Origin of the sequence: uncultured Parasphingorhabdus sp. (assembly GCF_963975735.1) — a bacterium.
In the GTDB taxonomy this organism is placed as follows: domain Bacteria; phylum Pseudomonadota; class Alphaproteobacteria; order Sphingomonadales; family Sphingomonadaceae; genus Parasphingorhabdus.
On sequence record NZ_CAXBIA010000013.1, the window covers coordinates 27632 to 49915 of the forward strand.

Annotated in this window: 22 protein-coding genes; 8 read left to right on the forward strand and 14 right to left on the reverse strand. The window is 58.7% G+C overall.

Annotated elements, in window-relative coordinates; all coding sequences use genetic code 11:
- Nucleotides 1–19: 19 nt before the first annotated feature.
- On the reverse strand, nucleotides 20–238 hold the full coding sequence (gene infA / locus AACZ86_RS12985) for a translation initiation factor IF-1 (protein WP_066742521.1): 219 nt from the start codon (nucleotides 236–238) through the stop codon (nucleotides 20–22).
- 232 nt (nucleotides 239–470) lie between these two features.
- Between infA and AACZ86_RS12990 the strand changes: the two genes are divergently transcribed.
- Nucleotides 471–2978, forward strand: coding sequence for a hypothetical protein (locus AACZ86_RS12990; protein ID WP_339693228.1), 2508 nt, complete (start codon nucleotides 471–473; stop codon nucleotides 2976–2978).
- Between the two features lie 97 nt (nucleotides 2979–3075).
- Here the strand turns inward: AACZ86_RS12990 and AACZ86_RS12995 are convergent, their stop codons facing one another.
- The 10 genes from AACZ86_RS12995 to hisG all read right to left on the reverse strand — a co-directional run bounded on the left by AACZ86_RS12995 (nucleotide 3076) and on the right by hisG (nucleotide 12759).
- On the reverse strand, nucleotides 3076–3387 hold the full coding sequence (locus tag AACZ86_RS12995; RefSeq protein ID WP_339693229.1) for a putative quinol monooxygenase: 312 nt from the start codon (nucleotides 3385–3387) through the stop codon (nucleotides 3076–3078).
- On the reverse strand, nucleotides 3384–3887 hold the full coding sequence (locus tag AACZ86_RS13000) for a hypothetical protein (RefSeq protein ID WP_339693231.1): 504 nt from the start codon (nucleotides 3885–3887) through the stop codon (nucleotides 3384–3386). Before AACZ86_RS13000 ends, AACZ86_RS12995 begins: the two co-directional genes overlap by 4 nt.
- 217 nt (nucleotides 3888–4104) lie before the next feature.
- Nucleotides 4105–4974 carry a transcriptional regulator gene (locus AACZ86_RS13005; RefSeq protein WP_339693232.1) on the reverse strand — a complete coding sequence of 290 codons (870 nt, stop codon included), beginning with the start codon at nucleotides 4972–4974 and terminating at the stop codon, nucleotides 4105–4107.
- Entirely contained in the window at nucleotides 4971–6227 is a 1257-nt protein-coding gene (locus tag AACZ86_RS13010; RefSeq protein WP_339693234.1) for a GNAT family N-acetyltransferase, read from the reverse strand. The genes AACZ86_RS13005 and AACZ86_RS13010 overlap by 4 nt, the downstream gene beginning before the upstream one ends.
- 130 nt (nucleotides 6228–6357) lie before the next feature.
- Nucleotides 6358–8484, reverse strand: coding sequence for a sodium-translocating pyrophosphatase (locus AACZ86_RS13015; protein ID WP_339693235.1), 2127 nt, complete (start codon nucleotides 8482–8484; stop codon nucleotides 6358–6360).
- A gap of 157 nt (nucleotides 8485–8641) precedes the next feature.
- Entirely contained in the window at nucleotides 8642–9577 is a 936-nt protein-coding gene (gene thiL, locus AACZ86_RS13020; RefSeq protein ID WP_339693236.1) for a thiamine-phosphate kinase, read from the reverse strand.
- A gap of 245 nt (nucleotides 9578–9822) precedes the next feature.
- The gene (gene nusB / locus AACZ86_RS13025) at nucleotides 9823–10269 is read right to left on the reverse strand and encodes a transcription antitermination factor NusB (RefSeq protein ID WP_339693237.1); all 447 of its coding nucleotides are present in this window, start codon (nucleotides 10267–10269) and stop codon (nucleotides 9823–9825) included.
- Nucleotides 10266–10790, reverse strand: coding sequence for a DUF1993 domain-containing protein (locus AACZ86_RS13030; protein ID WP_339693238.1), 525 nt, complete (start codon nucleotides 10788–10790; stop codon nucleotides 10266–10268). The genes nusB and AACZ86_RS13030 overlap by 4 nt, the downstream gene beginning before the upstream one ends.
- Nucleotides 10791–10813: 23 nt before the next feature.
- Nucleotides 10814–12109: a histidinol dehydrogenase gene (hisD, locus tag AACZ86_RS13035; RefSeq protein ID WP_339693239.1), complete on the reverse strand. Its 1296-nt coding sequence runs from the start codon at nucleotides 12107–12109 to the stop codon at nucleotides 10814–10816.
- Entirely contained in the window at nucleotides 12109–12759 is a 651-nt protein-coding gene (hisG, locus tag AACZ86_RS13040) for an ATP phosphoribosyltransferase (protein WP_339693240.1), read from the reverse strand. Before hisG ends, hisD begins: the two co-directional genes overlap by 1 nt.
- A gap of 45 nt (nucleotides 12760–12804) precedes the next feature.
- Between hisG and AACZ86_RS13045 the strand changes: the two genes are divergently transcribed.
- Nucleotides 12805–13860: a DUF2332 domain-containing protein gene (locus tag AACZ86_RS13045; RefSeq protein ID WP_339693241.1), complete on the forward strand. Its 1056-nt coding sequence runs from the start codon at nucleotides 12805–12807 to the stop codon at nucleotides 13858–13860.
- Between the two features lie 38 nt (nucleotides 13861–13898).
- Here the strand turns inward: AACZ86_RS13045 and AACZ86_RS13050 are convergent, their stop codons facing one another.
- The 3 genes from AACZ86_RS13050 to AACZ86_RS13060 form a co-directional block, all read right to left on the reverse strand.
- Nucleotides 13899–14792 (reverse strand): pirin family protein, encoded by an 894-nt coding sequence (locus AACZ86_RS13050; RefSeq protein ID WP_339693242.1) that lies wholly within the window; start codon nucleotides 14790–14792, stop codon nucleotides 13899–13901.
- Between the two features lie 108 nt (nucleotides 14793–14900).
- Entirely contained in the window at nucleotides 14901–15287 is a 387-nt protein-coding gene (locus AACZ86_RS13055) for an NUDIX domain-containing protein (RefSeq protein WP_339693243.1), read from the reverse strand.
- Nucleotides 15284–15559: a BolA family protein gene (locus AACZ86_RS13060; RefSeq protein ID WP_339693244.1), complete on the reverse strand. Its 276-nt coding sequence runs from the start codon at nucleotides 15557–15559 to the stop codon at nucleotides 15284–15286. The genes AACZ86_RS13055 and AACZ86_RS13060 overlap by 4 nt, the downstream gene beginning before the upstream one ends.
- Before the next feature lie 115 nt (nucleotides 15560–15674).
- Here AACZ86_RS13060 and AACZ86_RS13065 point away from each other — a divergent pair, with 115 nt between their 5' ends.
- From AACZ86_RS13065 to cobT, 6 genes are all read left to right on the forward strand, one after another.
- Nucleotides 15675–16283: a DnaJ domain-containing protein gene (locus AACZ86_RS13065; RefSeq protein ID WP_339693245.1), complete on the forward strand. Its 609-nt coding sequence runs from the start codon at nucleotides 15675–15677 to the stop codon at nucleotides 16281–16283.
- 137 nt (nucleotides 16284–16420) lie between these two features.
- Entirely contained in the window at nucleotides 16421–17410 is a 990-nt protein-coding gene (gene cobS / locus AACZ86_RS13070) for a cobaltochelatase subunit CobS (protein ID WP_339693246.1), read from the forward strand.
- Between the two features lie 128 nt (nucleotides 17411–17538).
- Nucleotides 17539–17790 carry an AbrB/MazE/SpoVT family DNA-binding domain-containing protein gene (locus AACZ86_RS13075; protein ID WP_339693247.1) on the forward strand — a complete coding sequence of 84 codons (252 nt, stop codon included), beginning with the start codon at nucleotides 17539–17541 and terminating at the stop codon, nucleotides 17788–17790.
- Nucleotides 17787–18185, forward strand: coding sequence for a type II toxin-antitoxin system death-on-curing family toxin (locus AACZ86_RS13080; RefSeq protein WP_339693248.1), 399 nt, complete (start codon nucleotides 17787–17789; stop codon nucleotides 18183–18185). Before AACZ86_RS13075 ends, AACZ86_RS13080 begins: the two co-directional genes overlap by 4 nt.
- A gap of 76 nt (nucleotides 18186–18261) precedes the next feature.
- A complete protein-coding gene (locus AACZ86_RS13085; protein ID WP_339693249.1) occupies nucleotides 18262–20379 on the forward strand; it encodes a transglycosylase domain-containing protein in 2118 nt (705 codons plus the stop codon).
- Nucleotides 20380–20460: 81 nt separating this feature from the next.
- A complete protein-coding gene (gene cobT / locus AACZ86_RS13090) occupies nucleotides 20461–22284 on the forward strand; it encodes a cobaltochelatase subunit CobT (protein WP_339693250.1) in 1824 nt (607 codons plus the stop codon).

The following is a 22284-nucleotide window of genomic DNA, read 5'->3' on the forward strand; positions in this document are numbered from 1 at the left end:
CAGGACAAGCGGCATACCATCACTTGAAACGATAGGTGATGCGACCCTTGGTCAGGTCATAAGGGGTGAGCTCGACGAGCACCTCATCACCGACCAGCACGCGGATGCGGTTCTTGCGCATCTTGCCAGCGGTATGACCCAAAATCTCGTGGCCGTTTTCCAGCTCGACCCGGAACATGGCGTTGGGGAGCAGTTCGCGAACCATCCCCTTCATTTCCAGTAGTTCTTCTTTTGCCATATGGCGGTACATTTTCCCTGATATTGCGGCAATTCCGCGTGTTGCAGTGCGCCATAACGACAAATGCGCAAAAAGGGAAGGATTAGCTGCATCAACCAATATGATAATATCTATCGCCTCGGCAGCAATTTCTCTGCGACAATTTAATACACAGAAATTATACCATTAGCGCGGTTCACATGGCACTTCGGACATATTCATTCCCCCCATATAAGAGCTAATGAACCAAATCATGATTTCTTCCCCAAAATCCTTCTTCACCGCATCTCCCATCATTTTGGCAAGCATGTTATTCGCGCCGTCCGTAGGCGCACAAATCCCTGACGCAGACACCGATTATGCGGACGAGGAAATCATCGTCATAGCGGAGCGCCCACGCGGTGCGGTTGTCAGCGAAATTCCCCCAGTGGTTGAACTGAGCGAAGCAGACATCGCCAGCTATGGCGCTTCGTCGGTACAGGACCTTCTCGAGGCAATTTCTTCGCAAACCACTTCCAGCCGGGGACGCGGCAGCGGACGGCCGATTGTTCTGATCAACGGCCAGCGCACTTCCGGTTTCCGCGAAATCCGCGATCTTCCGCCCGAAGCCATCCGCACGGTCCAGGTCTTTCCGGAAGAACTGGCGCTGCAATATGGCTATCGCCCCGATCAGCGGGTGATCAATTTCATCCTCAAGGACAATTATACCGGGGTCAGCGCGTCAGCCGAATATGGCGTGCCGACACGCGGCGCGCAGGGACGATCCGAGGTCGAGACGACCATCACACGCATCGGCAAGAACAGCCGGGTCAATATCAATCTGGAATGGCAGAATAACACCGCGATCACCGAGAGCGAGCGCAATATCATCCAGGATGAAGCCGGTGACCTGGTCAACCTGGGGGAGTTCCGCACATTGGTCGCGCCATCGGACAATGTCGAACTCAACGCCAATTACAGCCGGAATTTCGACAACGGCATGTCGCTCTCGCTCAACGGCGGCTATATATATGATAAATCCAATGGTCTGCAGGGTCTTCCCAGCGGCACGCTGCAAGTAGCAGGCGATCCGCTGTTTCGTTATTTCAACGAATATGGCCCGCTGAACCGGGTGCAGGAAACGAATACAGCGCAGGCCGGACTGACTTTGAACGGCACGCTTAGCGACTGGCGCTGGTCGCTGACCAGCGATTACACCCGCACGCAGGTCAACACCGACACCGACAGGTCCGGCGACATCACCGCACTGCAGGCGGCAATTGATGCCGGTTCGGTCGATCCTCTGGCGACCAGTTTCGGTCCCCTGCTCGGCGCGCCCGTTACCGACAGCGCCAAGGTTGTCGACCAGACGATCAACAATCTCGCCACCCTGTCGGGCACCTTGCTGGTTCTGCCATCCGGCGCCGTGACCACCACCGTCCGCGCCGGCTATAACCGCGAAGATCTGGACAGTCGGGAAACGCGCGGTGCGATTGTTACCACCACAGGTCTCAGTCGCGACGAGCTCAGCACCGGGATCAATATCGATATCCCGCTGGCCGACGAGAATATCGATGTCGTGGAAGCGATCGGCAAATTGTCGATCAACGGAAATTTCGGATATTCCGACCTGTCCGACTTCGGCGGCCTGGTCGAATTCGGCTTCGGCCTGAACTGGGAACCGTTTGACGGGCTGGTCTTCTCAGCCTCGGCCATCGGCGAAGACGCAGCACCGAGCATCGCCCAGCTTGGCAATCCGGTCATCATCACACCCGATGTCACGGTCTTCGACTTTACCAATGGCGAAACCGTGCTCGCTGCGATTACCACCGGCGGCAATTTCTCGCTACCGGCAGAGAAACAGCGGGATATCAAGCTGGCGGTCAATTATCGTCCCGAATGGCTCGACGGCTTTACTTTTCTTGGCGAATATTTCCGCAACAACAGCGATAATGTCGCGTCCAGCTTCCCGCTGCTGACGCCCGAGATCGAGGCAGCCTTCCCCGACCGCGTGACTCGCGATGCCAGCGGTCAGCTGATTGCAATCGACCGGCGACCGGTCAATTACGCCAATGTCAGCAGCGAACGGATTCGCTACGGCATCGATTTTTCCAAACGCTTTGGTCAGGAACGCGGTGGCGGATCGGGAAGACCGGACCGGGCAGCGCGCCCGGCTGGCGGAGGAGCGCCTGACGGTCAGCCGCAAGGCGACAAACCGGCTGAGGGTGCCACTCCCGAAGGCAACGCGGAAGCGCGGCCACCAGCACCGCGCGGTGGTCCCGGCGCAGGCGGTCGCCCGAGCGGCGGACGCTGGCAACTGTCGGCATTTCACACCATCCGCCTCGAAGACCGTATCAAGATCAGGGACGGCGTCGATGAACTGGACTTGCTGGACGGCTCGGCTGTCGGCTCGACCGGCGGCAGCCCGCGGCACGAGTTCGAGATCAACGGTGGCTGGTTCAACAACGGCATCGGCTTCCGTCTCGACGGCAAGCATCAGGTGGCAACGCGCGTCAACGGCGGGCTGACCAGTTCCGACCTGCGCTTTTCCGATCTGACCACGTTCAACCTGCGCATGTTCATCAACCTTGATGACCGCGGCAATCTGACCGAGAAAATCCCGTTCCTGAAAGGCAGCCGTATCGCCTTCAAGGTCGACAACATCTTCGATGATATCCAGACCATCCGCGACGGCAACGGCCTGATCCCGCTCAGTTACCAGAGCGGCTTCGTCGATCCGGTCGGGCGTTATGTCGAGATTGATTTCCGCAAGCGGTTTTGACGAAGTCACCCGGCGCAGGCCGGGATCCAAACCGCGTTCACTTCTCTCGCAATACGCGGGCTAGGCCCCAGCCTGCGCTGGGGTGACAAGCTAAAAACTAGCTCAGGTCTCCCACCGAGATAACGTCCGCCCGGTGGATCTTAATCTTCGGTTGTTCGCCAAGCAATGTGGTCAATCGCTTCACAAATTCGCCCGATTCCGGAACCGCGAAATGGGCGGCGACGGCGGCTTCATCCTGCCATTCTTCGTGGAAGAACAGCCGCGCCGGATCTTCGCAATCCGCGTGGATATGATGCGAGATACAGCCCGGTTCGGCGCGGGACCGGGCGCTATGCTCGACGCACAGCGCGACAATGTCTTCGGGAATGGCGGCAAAGGCGGTGGAAATGGTCGCGGTGATAATGATCATAGTTTCAGTGTCGCCCTGGTGGTGCTCTTCGACATGAAATAGGCCAGTACCGCCGCGATGATCGTGACAATCACCGTAAAGGCCATCGGAGTGAACCGCAGCGCCGGCCCCGCGCCCTGCAGGACCATCACGATCAGAAAGGCCGGGATCAGCGTTATTGCCAGATGTTTGAACGCCAGAACAAAGGGCGCCAGCCCGACCCGCCTGTCCGCCGGCAGCCCCGGCGTGACCTTGCCCGATTTGCGCTGCGACACGGTGATCGGATAGACGATCAGCGTCAGCAAAATGCTCATCAGCACAGCAATGGCAATCAGGGTTCCGCCCAGATTGGGTGCCGAATCGCCGAAGGGCAAAGTAGCGGGAACAAAGGCCAGATCGCGGGTCAGCCAGTAATTGATCCCGCCCGCCAGCACGATATTCACCACCGCATCCGCCCGCGCCTGCCTCTCGACAAAGGCGTCCATGGTGGTTGGTGCGGCTGCGGCGACAATGGTGGCCATATTCTCTCTCCCTGTCTTTTTGGTGAGAGTGACGGTGGTGGGGGGAATGTCAAGTGGTGGTTGGTTTTTGGGGATATGGGGATTGCTGCGCCTGTCACGATAGCGCCCCAAAATTTGAACCACTCGGTATTTTTCTACGTAAAAGCCCGCGCCAGTCTAAGCCTTATTAAACCCCTCCTCTTAAGATGAGGGGCTTTTACCAGCGCCTATTCGATCACTAGCCAGCAAACTTCCGCAAGACCCGCCACGCCAGCGCCTTCGCCTTGCTCCGCGCCGGAAACCGCCCCGGTGCCTTGGGCGTGATGCCACGCTTGCGCAACCAGCCATTAAAGGCCCGCGCATCCGCCTCTTCAAAACTCCAGTCGCTGCGCCAGGTAATCGACAGCGATATGCTCGGCTCCGGCCCGTTCTGCACATAATGCGGGGCCATGACGGGCACAAATATAGCCTTGCCCGGCGTCAGATGGTGCCGCGTGCCTTCGCCTTCAAAATGATCCTGCCAGACGAGATTGCGATGGCCGCCGACATGATAGCCCTCGTGGATCTCATCGGCAGCAAAGCGGGCGTTGCCGGCGGGAAATGTCGTCATCCATTTTTCGCCGCGCAGCTGCAGCAGGATATTATGCTCCGGATCGAAATGATAAGGGGTGACCGCATCGGGCGAGGAGACGAAGATGAAGCCCTGCGGTTTCAGCATCTTGCCGGTCTTGGCTTCCAGTATCGGGCGGATTTCACCGAGCAGCGAAAGCAGCAATTCTTCATATTCCGGCATCTGCTCGATATTCTTGAGCACAGCCCAGCTTGCCGACTGGTCGATCATCCGGATCGTGTCGCCGATGGTCATGCCGTTTTCCGGCACATCTTCAGGCTTGATCCCGACCGGTAGATCACCGGGATTATACTCGACGCTGGCTTTCGGGAGCGCCGTGCCCAGCCGGGCCAGCGCTTCGAGGGTCAGCAGGTCGTGCGACGCCATCGCATGATCGAGCACCCGCGCCTGTTCGGGATAGCAGGCATCGAATTGCCGCCGGGTTTCTTCGCCGAAAACCGCTTGCCGAAAGCTGTCCCTGCCGGAAATCTGGTTCATTGCTGCACCTCTGTCGGATCAAAAATTGTACGGCCCTTGATCTTCCCCATCAGATCTTCGCCGAGCCGCAAGCCACGGAAGATAGCGCGGCGGGATACGCCCTTCAATTCGATCGAGAAGCGCCCGATATGCCGGCGATCCGACCATAAGCTGTCGATCATCGGGTGATTTTCCGAAGCACAGCTGTCCATCCAGTCGATTGCCGGATTCTCGAGTATCTTGAGATTTTCCAGTTGCAGCAGCACACCGGGAGAAAAACGGGCAAAGGCTTCGTTAAAGGCGGTCTTGAAGGAAAAGCTGCCGCGACCGCTATGGAAATTCACCAGCATCACCAGCGGGCTTCCCTCGAGGCGGATGTCATGGCGCTCCAGCTGCCCTGCCCGCGCTGCGCCCAGCAGAGCCTCGCGGAAAAAGGCGCGCGTCTGCCCGGAGGAATCCAGCGCCGATCCGTTATGGCCTTTCCAGCCGCTGCGTTCGAGCTGCAGAAATTCGTCGATCCACGGCTCCAGACCGGTGGCGTCTTCAAGGTGGCAAAATGTTACCTCGCCCAATTCGCTCAACCGCTTGGCCTGTCGCCGCAACTCCTTGCGCTTTTTCCCGCGAACCGTCGCGTTCAGATAGTCCTCGGAGCCAAGGTCGCTCTGCAACAGCGCCCGCGCTTCGCTATGGACAAGGTCACAGCGGCGGTGCTGGTCGCTGCACAGCGCCCGCAAGGCCCTATCCAGCTGTCCGCCGATGGTCATGCCATTGATATGCAGAAAACCCGGCCAGTCCCCTTCGTCTAGCGCGGCGAGCAGATGGTCCCAGAAAACCGTTTCGAAACCCTTGCGGACCAGCGGGGTACCGAGAAAACAATTATGATGCAGCCAGTTCTCGACATGTGGCACCGGCCAGCGGCCGAACCGGTTGTCCGGCCCCAGCGGCAGCAGGCCGAGCAGTTGCGATTGCCCCGGCTGCCCTGCCCAGAGCAGGAACAGCTGCAAGTCTGGGTGATGATCAAACTGGGCCAGAGCGGGATTGAGGAACCAGTGCTCGTAGAAAATATTCGGCTCGCTCGCCTGGTTGGCCAATTCGCCCCACGCCGCCGCCAGATTGGCGTCTATCGCGCTTACCGGATGGAATATCGCCCGGACTCCGGATTCGGACAGGCTGTCGCGAAACCGGCTGGCGCGGATATCCTTGCCTTCCAACTTCTGTAACCCGTTCAAATTCATCAAAATCCGCCTGCTCACACTGGTTTCTGGTCTGGTCATCAGGCTAGCAGCAAAGGGGTAATATGTGATTAACGCTATGCCTGGCCATGACCAGTGGCATCAACCATGAAAAAACCCCGCCGGAATCGCTTCCGGCGGGGTCTTGTTTCAAACCAACGGGAATGACGTTCTAGTGAACGCCGCCCTGCGCCGCATAAAGCGCTGCGAGCAGCAGCAACGCGACGATATTGGTGATCTTGATCATCGGGTTGACGGCCGGACCCGCGGTATCCTTGTAAGGATCGCCTACGGTATCGCCGGTCACCGCAGCATGGTGGGCGTCCGAGCCCTTGCCGCCGTGATTACCGTCCTCGATATATTTCTTGGCATTGTCCCAGGCTCCGCCACCCGCTGTCATCGACAGGGCAACGAACAGGCCGGAGACGATCACGCCAAGCAACAAGGCGCCGAGAGCGGCAAAGCCGTTTGCCTGCCCTGCAACCGCGGTGATCACGAAATAGACCACGATCGGTGCAAGAACCGGCAGCAAGGACGGCAGGATCATTTCCTTGATCGCCGCCTTGGTCACCAGATCCACGGTCCGTGCATAGTTGGGACGAGAAGTACCCGCCATGATGCCCGGATCGCTGGCAAACTGCTCGCGAACGTCCTTGACGACGTCACCGGCAGCACGACCAACAGCGGTCATGCCCATGGACCCGAACAGATAGGGCAGCAATGCACCCAGCAACAGACCCACGATCACATAGGGATTTTCAAGGCTGAAGCTGACTTCAAGGTTCGGGAAGAACTCCTTGAGGTCGGCCGTGTAAGCCGAGAAAAGCACCAGTGCCGCAAGACCGGCAGAACCAATGGCATAGCCTTTGGTTACAGCCTTCGTGGTATTGCCCACGGCGTCGAGCGCATCGGTCTTGTTCCGGACGCTTTCGTCCAGACCAGCCATTTCAGCGATGCCGCCTGCGTTATCCGTTACCGGACCATAAGCATCGAGCGCCACAACCATACCGGCGAGTGCCAGCATGGCGGTTGCCGCAAAGGCGATACCGATCAGACCAGCGAGCTGGAACGCGACAACGATGCCGACAACGATGACGAGCGTCGGCAGGGCCGTTGCTTCCATCGAAATCGCCAGTCCCTGGATCACGTTCGTGCCGTGGCCGGTTTCCGATGATTTGGCGATCGACCGCACCGGACGATATTGCGTACCGGTGTAATATTCGGTGATCCAGATGATCAGGCCGGTTACGACCAGACCAACCATCATCGACCAGAACAGGGCCATGCCGGTAAATCCGCCAGAACCATCAAGCTCGGTTCCGATTGCCGTGTTCATGTCACCCAGCGTACGCATGGTGACATAATAGATCGCCGGGATCGAAAGCACCGCAGTGGTGATGAAACCCTTGTACAGCGCACCCATGATATTGGTGCCACTGCCAAGGCGAACCATGTAGGTACCGATGATCGAGGTCAGGATACAGACACCGCCAACGATCAGAGGCAGGGACATCAGGTCATAGAGCATTGCGCTACCGACCAGATCGCCAAACAACAGCGCCAGAAGCACCATCGTCGCGCCAACGGTCACGACATAGGTTTCGAACAGATCGGCGGCCATGCCGGCGCAGTCACCGACATTGTCGCCGACATTATCGGCGATGGTCGCAGGGTTGCGTGGATCATCCTCGGGGATGCCCGCTTCCACCTTGCCGACCAGATCGGCACCGACGTCCGCAGCCTTGGTAAAGATACCACCGCCGAGACGCGCGAAGATCGAAATCAGCGAAGCGCCGAAGGCCAGAGCGACCAGCGAGTCAATGACCGTACGGTCATTGGCGGCCATGCCCATCTGGGTGGTCAGCACGTAGAAGAAGATCGAGATCGCCAGCAATGCGAGGCCGGCCACCAGCATACCCGTCACCGCACCGGCGCGAAATGCCACGGTCAGACCGGTTTGCAGACTTTCGCTGGCACCTTGAGCCGTCCGGACATTGGCACGAACAGAAATGTTCATACCGATATAGCCTGCGACGCCCGAAAGGATCGCGCCGAGCAGAAAGCCTACTGTTGAAATAGCACCGAGGAACACGAACACCAGAACCGCGACCACGATTCCGACGAGCCCGATTGCCCGATACTGGCGGTTCAGATAGGCTTGTGCGCCTTCCTGAATTGCCCCTGCGATAGATTGCATTTTTTCATTGCCGGCTGGCGCATTGAGCACCTGACGGCTGGTTATAAAGCCATATAATATGGCGATAAATCCGCATAAAATTGAAATGGTGACAACGGTCATCGATTCAAATCCCCTCCATTGTTATAGTTAAACGCCCCGTCAGACGCGGGGCTGTCGGCTCAAACTATAGGGCGGGAGTAAAAACCTGCAAGCGTTGATTTTGAGGGGGTGACACGGCACATTTCAAACATGTCGCATGAAACCGGCTTGGCCCGGATCAGACGTGCACGAAGCCGAGATGCTCCGGCAATTCCAGTCTTTCCCCATGGCTGTGCAAGCTCACTCCCGATCCCGGCCGGCAAACGCCGACGCAGGTCAGCGGAATGGACAGTACGGTTTCCGGGCTGGCGGTGAGCAGCAGCTGATAGTCATCGCCACCGGTCGCTGCCTTGATCCGTGCCTCGCGATCGTCACCGACCAAAGTCTGGAATTGTTTGGATAGCGGAATTTCCGCCAGATCGATTTCAATCTGTATGCCACTGGCCGCTGCGATCCGCGATGCGTCGAGCAACAGCCCGTCCGAAACATCCATCATGCTGCTGACCAGATTGGACAATGCCCGGCCCTCTTCCAGTCTCGGCACCGGACGCGTGTGCGCTTTCAACAGCGACGCCGTGACGTCGATGTCGGTTGACCGGAGCAATCCCGAAGCGATCTGCAGGCCTGCCCAGGCGTCACCAATGGTTCCGGTGACATAGACGGCGTTGCCCGGCTTCGCGTTGCTGCGCGAGGGCACGATATGGCCTTTTGCTTCGCCAATGGCGGTCAGGCCAAAGGTTCTCGGAGCATTTTCACCCATTGCCACCGTGTCGCCGCCAAGGAGCGGCACCGCAAAGCGGTCAATTGCCTGCTTCAGACCCTCGACGAAAGCGGCATCCCATTGATCACCGGACGTGCGGCCGTAACCGAGCAGGACGCCGAGCGGCTTCGCGCCCTTTGCCGCCAGATCGGAAAGATTCACCGCAACCAGCTTCCACGCGACATCGGCAGGGTCGGCATCGGGAAGGAAATGCACCCCCTCGACCATCATGTCATGGGTCATCACCAGCTTGTGCCGGCCGAACGGCATCATCGCGACATCGTCGACCAGTCCGCGTGCTGCCGGATGGGTGGTGATGGCCTTTAAGCGGTCGATAAATTGTAATTCGTTCAAGAGAGGGCGTGCTCCAGTGCCATTCTGATGGAAGCGTTGGCGCGCTTGCTGACCGCTGCCTGTGGGGCAAATCCAATGAATATATGCGGCGCGCCGGCCCGCATAGCAGGCGCAATTGGAACAGCGGATGAACAGAGCGGTCCTGCCGCGAAGATTTCCGGAACGGAAATGTCACGGGCTATAATATCAGTCTGGCCCGTGAAGTCTGACAATCCGTTTCCCCCGTGGCAGCCGGGGGTTTTCGATCAACCCCGAACCTGCTTCGCGATACTATCCAGCAGCCCGTTTACAAAACCGGCATCCTTTTTGTTGAAAAAGGCATGCGCCACATCCAGATACTCGTCAATCACGGTTGCGATCGGCACATCCTCATGTGCGACCAATTCAAATGTTCCGCAGCGAAGTATCTGGACCATCGTCTTGTCGAGACGCCCCAGCGTCCAGCCCGAGGCCAGTTTCGAAGCCACCAGTTCGTCGATTTCCGGCTGGCGCGATGTCACGCCAATGACCAGATCATCGAAAAAATCACGCTCGGCCGGATGATATTGGTCATCCTCGATTTCCTTGCCGAGACGGTGATCATGAAATTCCTTGATCAGCTTCGTCACCGGCGTCTTTTCCATCTGGTGCTGGAACAGCGCCTGGACCGCTGCCAGCCGGGCGGCGGAGCGGGATGTGGATTTTGCGGTCATATTTTTTTCATCCGTGGCATGCCGAGAAAGTCACGTTTGCCAATCCGTAGTCCGTTCTCGCGGAGCAGGTCATAGGCCGTTGTGGCATGAAAATAGAAATTCGGCTGGGCAAAGCTCAGCAGAAAATTCTCGGCGGTGAAAGGCATCACGGCATCCTTGAACCGGAATTCCATATGCTGGCCGATAAATCCCTCCATCTCGGCTTCCGTGACCGCTTCCAGCCCGGCCTTTGCTTCGTCGAGCTTTTCATACAGGCCGGCCCAGTCGGTGGGTGGCGCGGCCAGACTTGGCGTAAACACGCCTTCTCTGACAGCTTCAATCGCGCCCAGAGAATGTTCGCGGCAGCATTTCACCTGATAGGAAAATGGCTGCATATCCTCGATCAGCCGTGCGCCAATAATCTCGTCCGGCGCCATGCCCTTTTCTTGGCAATGGGCTTTCGCTTCGTCAACCAGCTCGCGGACGGCTGCGATGATCTGCAACTGGGTTGGAATTACGGCATCATATAGGGAAATAGTCATGGATATCTTCTTTCTGCTGATTGTCAGCGCCGGTCGAGCCGCTTCTGTACGCTGGCGGCATGTGCTGGCAAGCCCTCTGCTTTTGCCAAAGCAACCGCAGCCGGACCGATGTTGCGAAGAGCCTGTTCATCGCAATGTATGAAGCTGGTGCGTTTCATGAAGTCGGTGACCGAAAGGCCGGACGAGAAACGCGCCCGCCTTCCGGTTGGCAATACATGGTTGGGCCCGGCGACATAATCACCAACGGCCTCGGGCGTGTGCCGACCGAGAAAGACCGAACCGGCGTGGCGGATCTTCTTGAACATGGCGTCGGGATCGTCGACCGCCAGCTCGAGATGTTCGGCAGCCAAACGGTCGACCAGAGGAAGCGCCTGTTCCAGCCGGTCGACGATGATGATCGCGCCATTGTCATTCCAGCTGGTCGTCGCGGTCTCCGACGTTGCCAGAATCTTCAACTGTTCATCAATTTTTGCAGAAACTTGTTCGGCAAACTTCTCATCATTTGTGAATAATATTGATTGGCTGGTCGGATCATGTTCGGCCTGGCTGAGCAGGTCGGCGGCAATCCAGTCGGGATCATTCTTGCCATCGGCAACGACGACAATTTCCGATGGACCAGCGACCATATCGATGCCGACAACCCCGAAAACCTGCCGTTTCGCTTCCGCTACCCAGGCGTTGCCGGGGCCGGTGATGACGTCAACCGGCGCAATTTTTTCCGTACCATAAGCCAGCGCCGCCACCGCTTGCGCGCCGCCAATCCGCCAGATTTCGTCGACTCCGGCCAGTTCGGCTGCGGCCAGCACCAGCGGGTTTATATAACCGCCGGGTGCCGGGGTCACCATGATGATCCGCTCGACACCGGCAACCTTGGCCGGAATGGCGTTCATCAGCACCGAAGACGGATAGGCGGCGCGGCCACCGGGAATATAGATGCCTGCGCGCTCTACGCCGTTCCAGCGAGCGCCGATGCGCACGCCGGCATCGTCCATATAGTCCCTGTTATCAGGAAGTTGTCCCTCATGATAATCACGAATTCTTAAGGCCGCCAGTTCCAGCGCGATCCGCAAAGATGCTTCCAAATCTTCCAATGCAGCGGCTGACTCGGCCTTGTCCACCCGCCAGCCGGTCTGCTCCAGATCATGCTGGTCAAACTTGCCGGTCAGCTGCGCAACGGCTTCATCGCCGCGATCGCGGACATCCTGGATAATCGCCCGCACATCGGCAGACACATCGTCGTCCGCCTCGCGCCGGGCGTTGACCAGCGCGTCAAAGGCTTCGGCAAAACCGGTGTCGGTGATAGCCATCCGCATCGACATCAGACCTGCCCCGCCAGCTCGCGGAATTTCTGCACCAGCGGCGTCAGTTCGGCGCTGCGCATCTTATACGCCGCGCGGTTGACGACCAGACGGCCGGAAATATCCAGTATCCGGTCGGTCTCGACCAGATTGTTCGCTTTCAACGTGCTGCCCGATTCGACCAGATCGACGATATGCCGCGACAGGCCCAATGATGGTGCCAGTTCCATCGCGCCGTTCAGCTTCACGCACTCGGCCTGAATGCCCTTGCTCTCGAAATAGCGGCTGGTGAGATTGGGATATTTGGTCGCGACCCGGAGATGGGAAATATTGCCGACCTGCTCCGCATCATCCTTCGGCTGCGCCACCGACAGGCGGCAGCGGCCGATGCCGAGATCGACCGGCGCGTAAAGCTCGCTATAGCCGAATTCCTCGATCACATCGGATCCGACGATACCGATCTGCGCTGCGCCGTGGGCGACGAAGGTCGCCACATCGAACGCCCGCACCCGGATGATCGACATATGCGGCAGATTGGTCGCGAATTTCAGACTGCGGTTGGACTTGTCAAAAAAGGCGTCCTCTGGCACGATCCCCGCCTGCTCCAGGAGCGGCAAGGCATCGTCGAGAATCCTCCCTTTCGGAATTGCAAAGATTAGTGGTTTGGCCATGGTGGCCGCGGCTTTACGGGTTCGCAGATGAAAGGGCAACGAGTTATGGACATTTTGGACGTGGAAGATATCGCGCAGGGAATGCGCAGTCAGGCGGAACATTGTTTGCGTAACGATGCACCGGTTACCGCCTCGATCATCATCGCCCAATTGGCCCTGATCAACGGCCCGACGGCCTGCGGAAAGAAAATCGCCAACTGGCCGGGAAAACCGCTGGAAGACGCGATGCCGCTGCGCCTTACCGGCGGCCTCCACCATCTCTATCTCAGCGGCAAGGAACCGCGTCTGGCCGAAATTTACGAAGGCCGGACCAGCGATCAGGATGCGATTGACCTTCTCGTCGGACAGGTCGTGGCCGACCATGATGCAGAATTACTGCCCTGGTTCGACAGCCCGCCCCAGACCAACGAGTCGGGTCGTTCGGCCAGCTTCATGGCGGGGCTATTGTGGTTATCGGAACCTGTCGGCCCCCGATTCGAACTGCTCGAGCTCGGTGCCAGCGCCGGGGTCAATACGATGATGGAACGCTATCATTATGACCTGAATGGCGTGCTTGCCGGGCCGAAGGATTCGCCGATGCGGATCAAGCCGGAATGGCGCGGCCCCCCGCCCCCGCAAGCACCGGTCGATATCGTCAGCATCCGCGGCTGCGACCAGAATCCGATTGATCTAACCGACGACGAAACCGCAGCCCGGCTCAAAGGCTATATCTGGCCCGAAATGCCCGCCCGCTTCGAGCGCATGGAAGCATCCATCACCCTGGCAAAACAGGCCGCGCCCGATCTGGTAAAGGCCGATGCCGCCGACTGGACCGAAGAGCAGCTGACCCGGCCGCAGGAAAGCGGCGTGGCCCGGGTGTTGATGCATTCGATCGTCTGGCAATATCTGCCCCAGCCAACCAAGGACCGGATCACCATGGCGATGGAGACGGCAGGCAAAGCCGCGACGGCGGACAGGCCGCTCGCATGGATGTCGCTGGAAACCAACCGCAAGACCTTCCGACACGAACTGACCATCCGCTACTGGCCCGGCGGCGAGCAACCGACGCTACTGGGCAGCGCCCATGCCCATGGCGCGTGGGTCGAGTGGCTTGAGGAGTAAAAATATTGAATTTTCCTCTCCCAAAGGGAGAGGGTTATCTAATCCGTAATCGTATTGGGCCGCCCCTCGGGCAGCGGAATAAACTCGTCCGGATCACCCGGTACCTTGGGAAAGCGCCCTTCGAACCAGTCCGACTTTGCCTGCTCGATCCGTTCCTTGCTCGAGGAAACAAAATTCCACCAGACATGCCGTTCGCTGGTAAAGGCCACTCCACCGAGCAGCATCGCACGGCCACCTGACAGAGACGAGAGCGAGACTTTCGCCCCCGGCGCGATGACATAGAGCACATATTTTTCCAGCGGCACCCCATCTAGCGCGCCGTCGCCGTCAACCAGCATCACCGCCCGTTCGTCGGCCTCCGCGTCAACCGGTATCCCGCCATTGGCGTAGAGCAGGATATCGGCATAGATCGTCTCGGAATGACAGGTGGTCGGAGCAGTCTGTCCCCAGAGCGACCCCATGATGATCCGTGCCTTTGCGCCATTGTCCTCGACCAGCGGCAAATCATCTACTCCGACATTCTCGAACGCCGGATCAATCTCTTCCTTGCCATCGGGCAAAGCCAGCCATGTCTGCATGCCGAACATCGGCTTCTTTTGATCGCGACTCTCCAGCGGAGACCGCTCGGAATGGACAATCCCCCTGCCCGCCGTCATCAGGTTCACCGCACCGGGCCGGATCGTCTGGAATGTGCCCAGACTGTCGCGATGATCGATCGCGCCTTCAAACAAATAGGTCACCGTCGCCAGATTGATATGCGGATGCGGGCGGACGCCCATGCCATCGCCTTCCGGCAGGACCGCCGGACCAAATTCGTCGACAAAGATAAACGGCCCGACCGTCCGGCGGTGCCGCGAAGGCAGAACGCGGCGAACTTCAAACTCGCCAAGATCGTGGGTGGTGGGAGTGATGGTTTGCATGATGTTGGTCATAATTTATCCAGCCTTCCATTGGTTTTCTCTGTTATCGCGCTGCCCCTATTCAGGGTCGATTTTGCCTCAAGCTAAAGCACATGACGTTCGCGAGGCTTGCTGTTTCGATCATGACGCCGCCAACTCGCTCTGCAATTGCTCCACCAATATTCTGACAGCTGGCGCCATTCTGTCGCGTTGGTCAAAGCCCAGATAAGCAACTTCCGACACCTCGGCGGTTGCACGCATGTCGCCAGCCCATCGGGCGCGAAAACAATTCAGCTCGACATCTCCGGCTCTGCCAAGCGCTGGCCCGACGACAACCCGCTCAAACCCGACCGAAGCTTCGTCGATCCTGACGTTCAGCTCTTCAGCAATTTCACGGATCAACGTATCGGGGGGTGTTTCACCATCTTCGATTGTCCCGCCGGGCAAATACCACAGGTCGTTGTCACGAACCCGTACCAGCATGATCGCCTTGTCTTTTGTCTCCAAAAGGCAGGCGCAACGGATCACTCCCCCGGCGCCCTTGCTTGAATCACCATCGCGTGGACCTTGTCACGCATCATGTCGCCCAGCGCCTTGTTGACCATCCGCTGGCGGTTGAGACGGGACAGCCCTTCGAAGGCCGCGCAAACAATCTCGACAGTAAAATGCGATTCGCCGCTGCCGTCATCGCCGGCATGGCCATGATGGCTGGCGCTATCGTTGATGACATTGAGCGATATTGGCGAGAGTTCGGCGGTGAGCCGCTTTTCGATCTCGCTGTGGACTGGACCTTTTGACATCGAATCTCCATATTGCATTTTCACTCAACATATTAGCCGTTTTTGCTGCGCTTGTCGAAGCGCCTTTGCGGCTTTCAAACCGTCCTTCGAACCGCGCGGGACCAACGGAGCAAGATTGACCGTTTCTCCCAAAAGAAAACCCAACCGCTTTCATGGCCGCGTCGAAACCGATGGCCAACCTTGCACCATCGAGGGATGCCCCGAAGCGGGAGAATTTCGCGCGCCGCCAATCTATGGCAGTAGCCGCAGCTCCGACGGACCCGGCGAATATCGCTGGCTGTGCCTCGACCATGTCCGCGAGTTTAATCAGGGATATGACTATTTTGCCGGGATGGATGCGGAGCAGATTTTCGACGCGCAACATCCGGTGCGCGGGTGGGACTCGACGCGACGAGTCTATGACGGCGGTGCCGGTGCACAACCGGCATGGGCGGATTTTGCCGACCCGCTCGATGCAATCGGCGCACGATTTGCAGGCGGTCTCAACCGCCGCCAGACCTCGGGACCCGCTGTCTCTCGCGCAGACCAGAAAGCTCTGAAGACGCTAGGGCTTGGCGACAGTGACGCCGGGTCCATAGGCCGCAGTGACATCCGCCGTGCCTATTCCGCGCTGGTCCGCAAATATCATCCCGATCGCAACGGCGGCGACCGCAGCCACGAGAAACAGTTGGCAAATGTGATCGAGGCCTATACGCAGCTTAAGGAATCACCGGATTTTCGATGAGAATCCAATTCCCGTTGGTCCTTAACTTGTCGAGGGACGCTTCAGGTCCTCGGCGCCTGTCGATTTTGATGAACGTGTTTCGACAGGCCCGATGATAGGGGCTAGGGCCAACGGATGACCAATTTCGAAGGGCGAACATGACTGAGATACCAAATACCAATTCCGACACCAGCGGCGAAACCATAATGGATGCACCCGACAAGATGGTCGATGCGCGCGAAATATTTGGTATTGATCTCGACATGCAGGTGCCTGCGTTCAGCGTGAAGGACGAACGGGTTCCCGATCTCGATCCCTCCTATGTTTTTGATCCCGAAACCACTACTGCCATCCTGGCCGGCTTCGCTTTCAACCGCCGGGTGATGGTTCAGGGCTATCACGGCACCGGAAAATCGACCCATATCGAACAGGTTGCCGCACGTCTCAACTGGCCCTGTATCCGGATCAATCTCGACGCCCATATCAGCCGGATCGATCTGGTCGGACGCGATGCGATTGTCCTGAAGGACGGCCAGCAGGTCACCGAATTCCGCGAAGGCCTGCTCCCTTGGGCGCTGCAGACGCCGACCGCCCTGGTGTTCGACGAATATGACGCCGGTCGCCCCGACGTGATGTTCGTGATCCAGCGGATATTGGAAGCGGAAGGCAAGCTGACCCTGCTCGACCAGAACCGCGTCATCCGCCCCAACCCTTATTTCCGCCTGTTCGCCACCGCCAACACCGTCGGTCTCGGCGACACCAGCGGCCTTTATCACGGCACGCAGCAGATCAACCAGGGCCAGATGGATCGCTGGAACATCGTCGTGACATTGAACTATCTGCCCGCGGCGACCGAAGCAAAGGTGATCCTGTCGAAAGTGCCGGACGCCGGTGACAAGACGGTCGAGAATATGATCAAGGTCGCCGATCTGACCCGGCAAGGCTTCGTCAATGGCGATATTTCCACGGTGATGAGCCCGCGGACGGTGATCAGCTGGGCGCAAAATGCCGCGATCTTCAAAAATATCGGCTTCGCCTTCCGCCTCTCCTTCCTCAACAAATGCGACGAAGCGGAGCGGATGCTGGTCGCCGAATATTATCAGCGGGTCTTTGGTGAAGATCTGCCGGAAAGCGTGATGGGTAGTTAGGCTTACAGTCAGGCATTCTTGATCGCGTCCTAACTATATTGGCTGAGAACTAACTCACCCCGTGCTGCTAAGCTACCGGCTATTTGATGCCGATTGCGTTCACTTCATGCTTTTGTTATAACGCCCGTATGAACAAGATGACCCCGCTTCCCTCTGGCCATGCGCTCAAGCTGGTCAAAATCGGCAACTCCACCGGCGTAATCCTGCCCAAGGATTTGCTCGAGAAGCTTCGCGTTTCTCAGGGCGATACAGTCTTTTTGACCGAGTCACCTGATGGTGTCAGGCTGACCGCGATCAACCCCGACTTCCAGAAGAAAATGGCTGCCGCCGAAGGTGTGATGCGCGAAGATCGCGATATCCTTCGTGTCTTGGCAAAATGACCGGCGACCGAATTGAGCCAATCTGGCTCGGTGCCGACATTGCCCTTGCCATTCACGATCGACAGCTTGCCGAACATGGCGGCCCATCGGGTGTCCGTGATCAAGGCCTGCTCGAGTTCGTTCTAGCAAAACCGGTCAACAAATGGGGTTACGGCGAAAATGATTTGTTCGCCTTGGCGGCGGCTTACGCTTTTGGCGTTGCCCGCAACCACCCATTTACCGATGGCAACAAGCGTACGGCCTGGGTGCTGGCGCGAACTTTTATGGTACTGAACGATCTCCAGCTAGTTTTTGACCGGGAGGAGGCAATTGCAACAGTCCAAACCCTCGCAGCCGGAGAACTCCCGGAAGAAGAACTCGCCTCATGGTTCCGCGAACATATTACCAAAGATTGATGTTCATCGGCCAGCAATTGCTAATCGACTATTTCCGCTCGCTTATGGCGTATTATTTTTGTAATACAGCAAATTGATGCACGATAGAACCTCTTCTGAAACCGGGCGACGTCGCTGGTACTGGCCATTCGGCCGGAACAAGACCGCCGAAACCACATTCTACGAACCCTATGGCGATGCCATCCCGCCGCGCATCGAGGAACCGGTTGCATCGCTCAAAAAGCCGCGTGGCAAATGGTGGTGGATCAGCAGAGGCTCGGCGGCAGCGCTTTTCATATTCATCCTGCTGGTTGCCTATCTCGCGATCACAGCGCCTTTGTCCAAATCCCTGCAACCGATTGTTCCGCCGCAAATCACGCTGCTGACCTCTGACGGCCAGCCGTTCGCACGCAATGGCGCAGTGGTCGATGATCCGGTACAGGTCGTAAAATTGCCCGATCATGTGATGCAGGCCTTCATGTCGATTGAGGACCGGCGCTTCTATACGCACTGGGGCGTTGATCCACGCGGGTTCGCTAGAGCGCTGTTGAGCAATATTTCCGGCAGCGGGATGACACAGGGCGGCAGCACGATCACCCAGCAACTGGCCAAGACCACATTTCTGACACCGGAACGCAGCCTGACCCGCAAGGCACGGGAAATGCTGATCGCCTTCTGGCTGGAGGCATGGCTGACCAAGGACGAGATATTGGAGCGCTATCTGTCCAACGTCTATTTCGGCGACAATGTATACGGCCTGCGCGCCGCATCGCTGCATTATTACTATCGCCAGCCGGAAAAGCTGACGCTCGAGCAGTCAATCATGCTGGCCGGACTGGTTCAGGCCCCGTCCCGCCTCGCCCCGACCCGAAATCCGGAACTGGCCGCGAAACGGGCCAGTCTCGTCAAGGCAGCGATGGTCAGTGCCGGCTATCTGACCCAGAAAGAAGCCGATCGTCTCGGTATCGCCCGACTGGATGTCCGCGCCAAAAACGCTCTGCCCACCGGTACCTATTTTGCCGATTGGGCGATGCCGCAAGCGCGGGCTTTGACCGACCTCAGCTATGAGAAGCTGAACCTCACCACCACCCTCGACGCGCGGATGCAGGAAATTGCCCGCCGCGCGGTCGCTCGCGCACCGCTTGGACAGGCGCAGGTTGCCTTGGTCGCGATGCGGCCGGACGGCGAAGTCGTGGCAATGATCGGCGGCAAGGATTATGCAAAATCCGCCTTCAACCGGGTCACCCAGGCACAGCGTCAGCCGGGTTCGACCTTCAAGCTGTTCGTCTGGCTGGCCGCATTACGTTCGGGCATGAGCCCCGATGACATGGTCGACGACAGCCCGATCACCAAAGGCGGCTATCTCCCGAAAAATGCCGGTGAAAATTATCGCGGCACGCTCAGTTTGAAAGACGCTTTCGCCAAGTCGAGCAATGTCGCGGCGGTCCGCCTGTTCGGTCAGGTCGGCGACAAGGCCGTGATCCGCGAAGCGCGCAATCTCGGGGTCAAATCGCGACTGGCCGAAGATGACCCCAGCCTCGCGCTGGGCACATCGACGATGAACCTTATGGAACTCACCGCTGCCTATGCAGGGGTTGCCGGTAACAGCTGGCCGGTCGAGCCTTATGCGTTTAAAAAAGAGAAACAGACATGGTTCGAATGGCTGTTCGACTGGCCGGGACGTTTCGAATCCAGAATCCATGGCAATATGGAAGCGCTGCTGCGGTCCGCGGTCAACGACGGCACCGGGCGCCGCGCGATGCTGACCATCCCCAATTACGGCAAGACCGGCACCAGCCAGAATAATCGCGATGCGCTATTCGTCGGCTATGCTGGCGACGGCGATGACCGGCTGGTTGTCGGCGTCTGGATCGGCAATGATGACAATAAGCCGCTGAAAGGCGTGAGCGGCGGTAGCCTGCCCGCAAGTATCTGGAAGGACTTCATGCAGCAGGCCCTCCAGTCGAAAAAGCCCGCCAGCAGCGTCAAATCCGACACCAAGCCCGATCCCGAAGGACCGGTCACCCCCCTCGATCTTCCGGAAATCCCGGATATTCCGCTAGATATCGGCGGCGCCGAAGTCAGGATAAACGGCGATAGCGGCGTCCGGCTCGGTACCGAAATTGGCGGCGTGCCGGTAGATGTCAAGATCAACGGCGACGGCGTGGCGATCGAACGGCGACAAGAGGAAGCGCCCGCCGGACAGGATCGCTAGGCGCATTGCTCCGCCTAACAAAAATGCAGGAAATTAGGCCTTTGATTCCCTTCGCCTTTCCGCTTAAAGCTGTTCGCTTCTATGGCTGACCGTTCCAAACTTGATGACCTGAAAGACGTGCTGGGCGGCGCGGCGCGCGCTATTGCCGGAGATCCGGACCTTGAGCTGGCCTATACCGCAGAAGCCCCTTCCCAGGCTGGCCAGCATCTCAAGGTGCCGATGCCGGCCCGCGACCTGCCACCGGCGCAAGTCGCCGAAGCGCGGGGGTTTGCCGACAGTTTCTCGCTGAAATTGCGTCATCACAACGAAGCCATGCACCGCAAGAACGCACCCCACGAAGCAGTGGCACGTGCCTGTTTCGATGCGCTCGAACAGGTCCGCACCGACGCGCTGGGATCGCGGGTCATGGCTGGCGCCAAGGAGAATCTGAACGCCGCGCTGGAAATGCGGATGCGTTCCGACCCGATCGCGCGGGCCCAGAATCGCGATGAAGTCCCGATTTCCACGGCTCTTGCCCTGCTGGCCCGCGAAAAACTGACCGGGCAGGCACCGCCAGCGGGCACGATCAAGGGCCTCGACATGCTGCGCGAGTGGATAGAGGAAAGCGCCGGCGCCGATCTCGAAGGTCTCAACCTGACGCTCGACGACCAGAATAGCTTTGCCAAATTGTCGACCCAGCTGCTCCAGCATCTCGATCTGATCAAAAGCGATGACCAGTCCGAAGCCGACGACAGCGACGATGACGATAGCGACGAGGATAGCGACGACAGCCAAGATGACGGCGCCGACGAGGAAGCAACCGGCGATCAGGGCGAATCTGAAATGCGGTCGGAACCATCGGACGATGATAGCCAGGACGGCGAAAGCGACCAGAATGCCGAAGAGCTGGAAGAAGGCGCCGAAGAGGAAATGGGAGATGCCGGCGACGACGGCATGATGCCGGTCCGTCCCAACCGGGCGATGTCCGACCTGCCCCCCGGCTTCAACTATGCGCCGTGGACCGAAAAATATGACGAAGTGGTCAGCGCCACCGAGCTGTGCGACGAAGAAGAACTAACGCGCCTGCGCGCCTTCCTCGACCAGCAACTGACCAATTTGCAGGGCGCGGTGACCAAGCTCGCCAACCGCCTGCAACGCCGCCTAATGGCGCAACAGAACCGCAGCTGGGATTTCGATCAGGAAGAAGGCATGCTCGACGCCGCCCGGCTCGCCCGCGTGGTCAGCAACCCGTCGCACAGCCTGTCCTACAAGATCGAGCGCGAGACCGATTTCCGCGACACGGTCGTGACCCTGCTGATCGACAACAGCGGTTCGATGCGCGGGCGTCCGATTTCGATCGCCGCAATCTCTGCCGACATCATGGCTCGCACGCTGGAACGCTGCGGCGTCAAGACCGAGATTCTTGGTTTCACCACCCGCGCCTGGAAAGGCGGCCAGACCCGCGAAGACTGGCTCGCGGCGGACCGCCCGGCCAATCCCGGACGACTCAACGACCTGCGCCATATCGTCTACAAGAAAGCCGACGAGCCCTGGCGCCATGCCAAGAAAAATCTCGGCCTGATGATGCGCGAAGGCCTGCTAAAGGAAAATATCGACGGCGAGGCCCTGCTCTGGGCCCACAGCCGGCTGATCGCCCGCCCCGAAGAACGCCGCATATTGATGGTGATCTCCGACGGCGCGCCGGTCGACGACAGCACCCTGTCAGTCAACCATGGCGCCTATCTGGAAAACCATCTGCGCAAGGTGATCGAATGGATCGAAAGCCGTTCGCCGGTGCAACTGGTCGCCATCGGCATCGGCCATGACGTGACCCGCTATTACAAGAAAGCCGTGACGATCATGGATGCCGAGCAACTGGGCGGCACGATGGTCGAGCAGCTCGCCGGGTTGTTTGATGAGGATTGA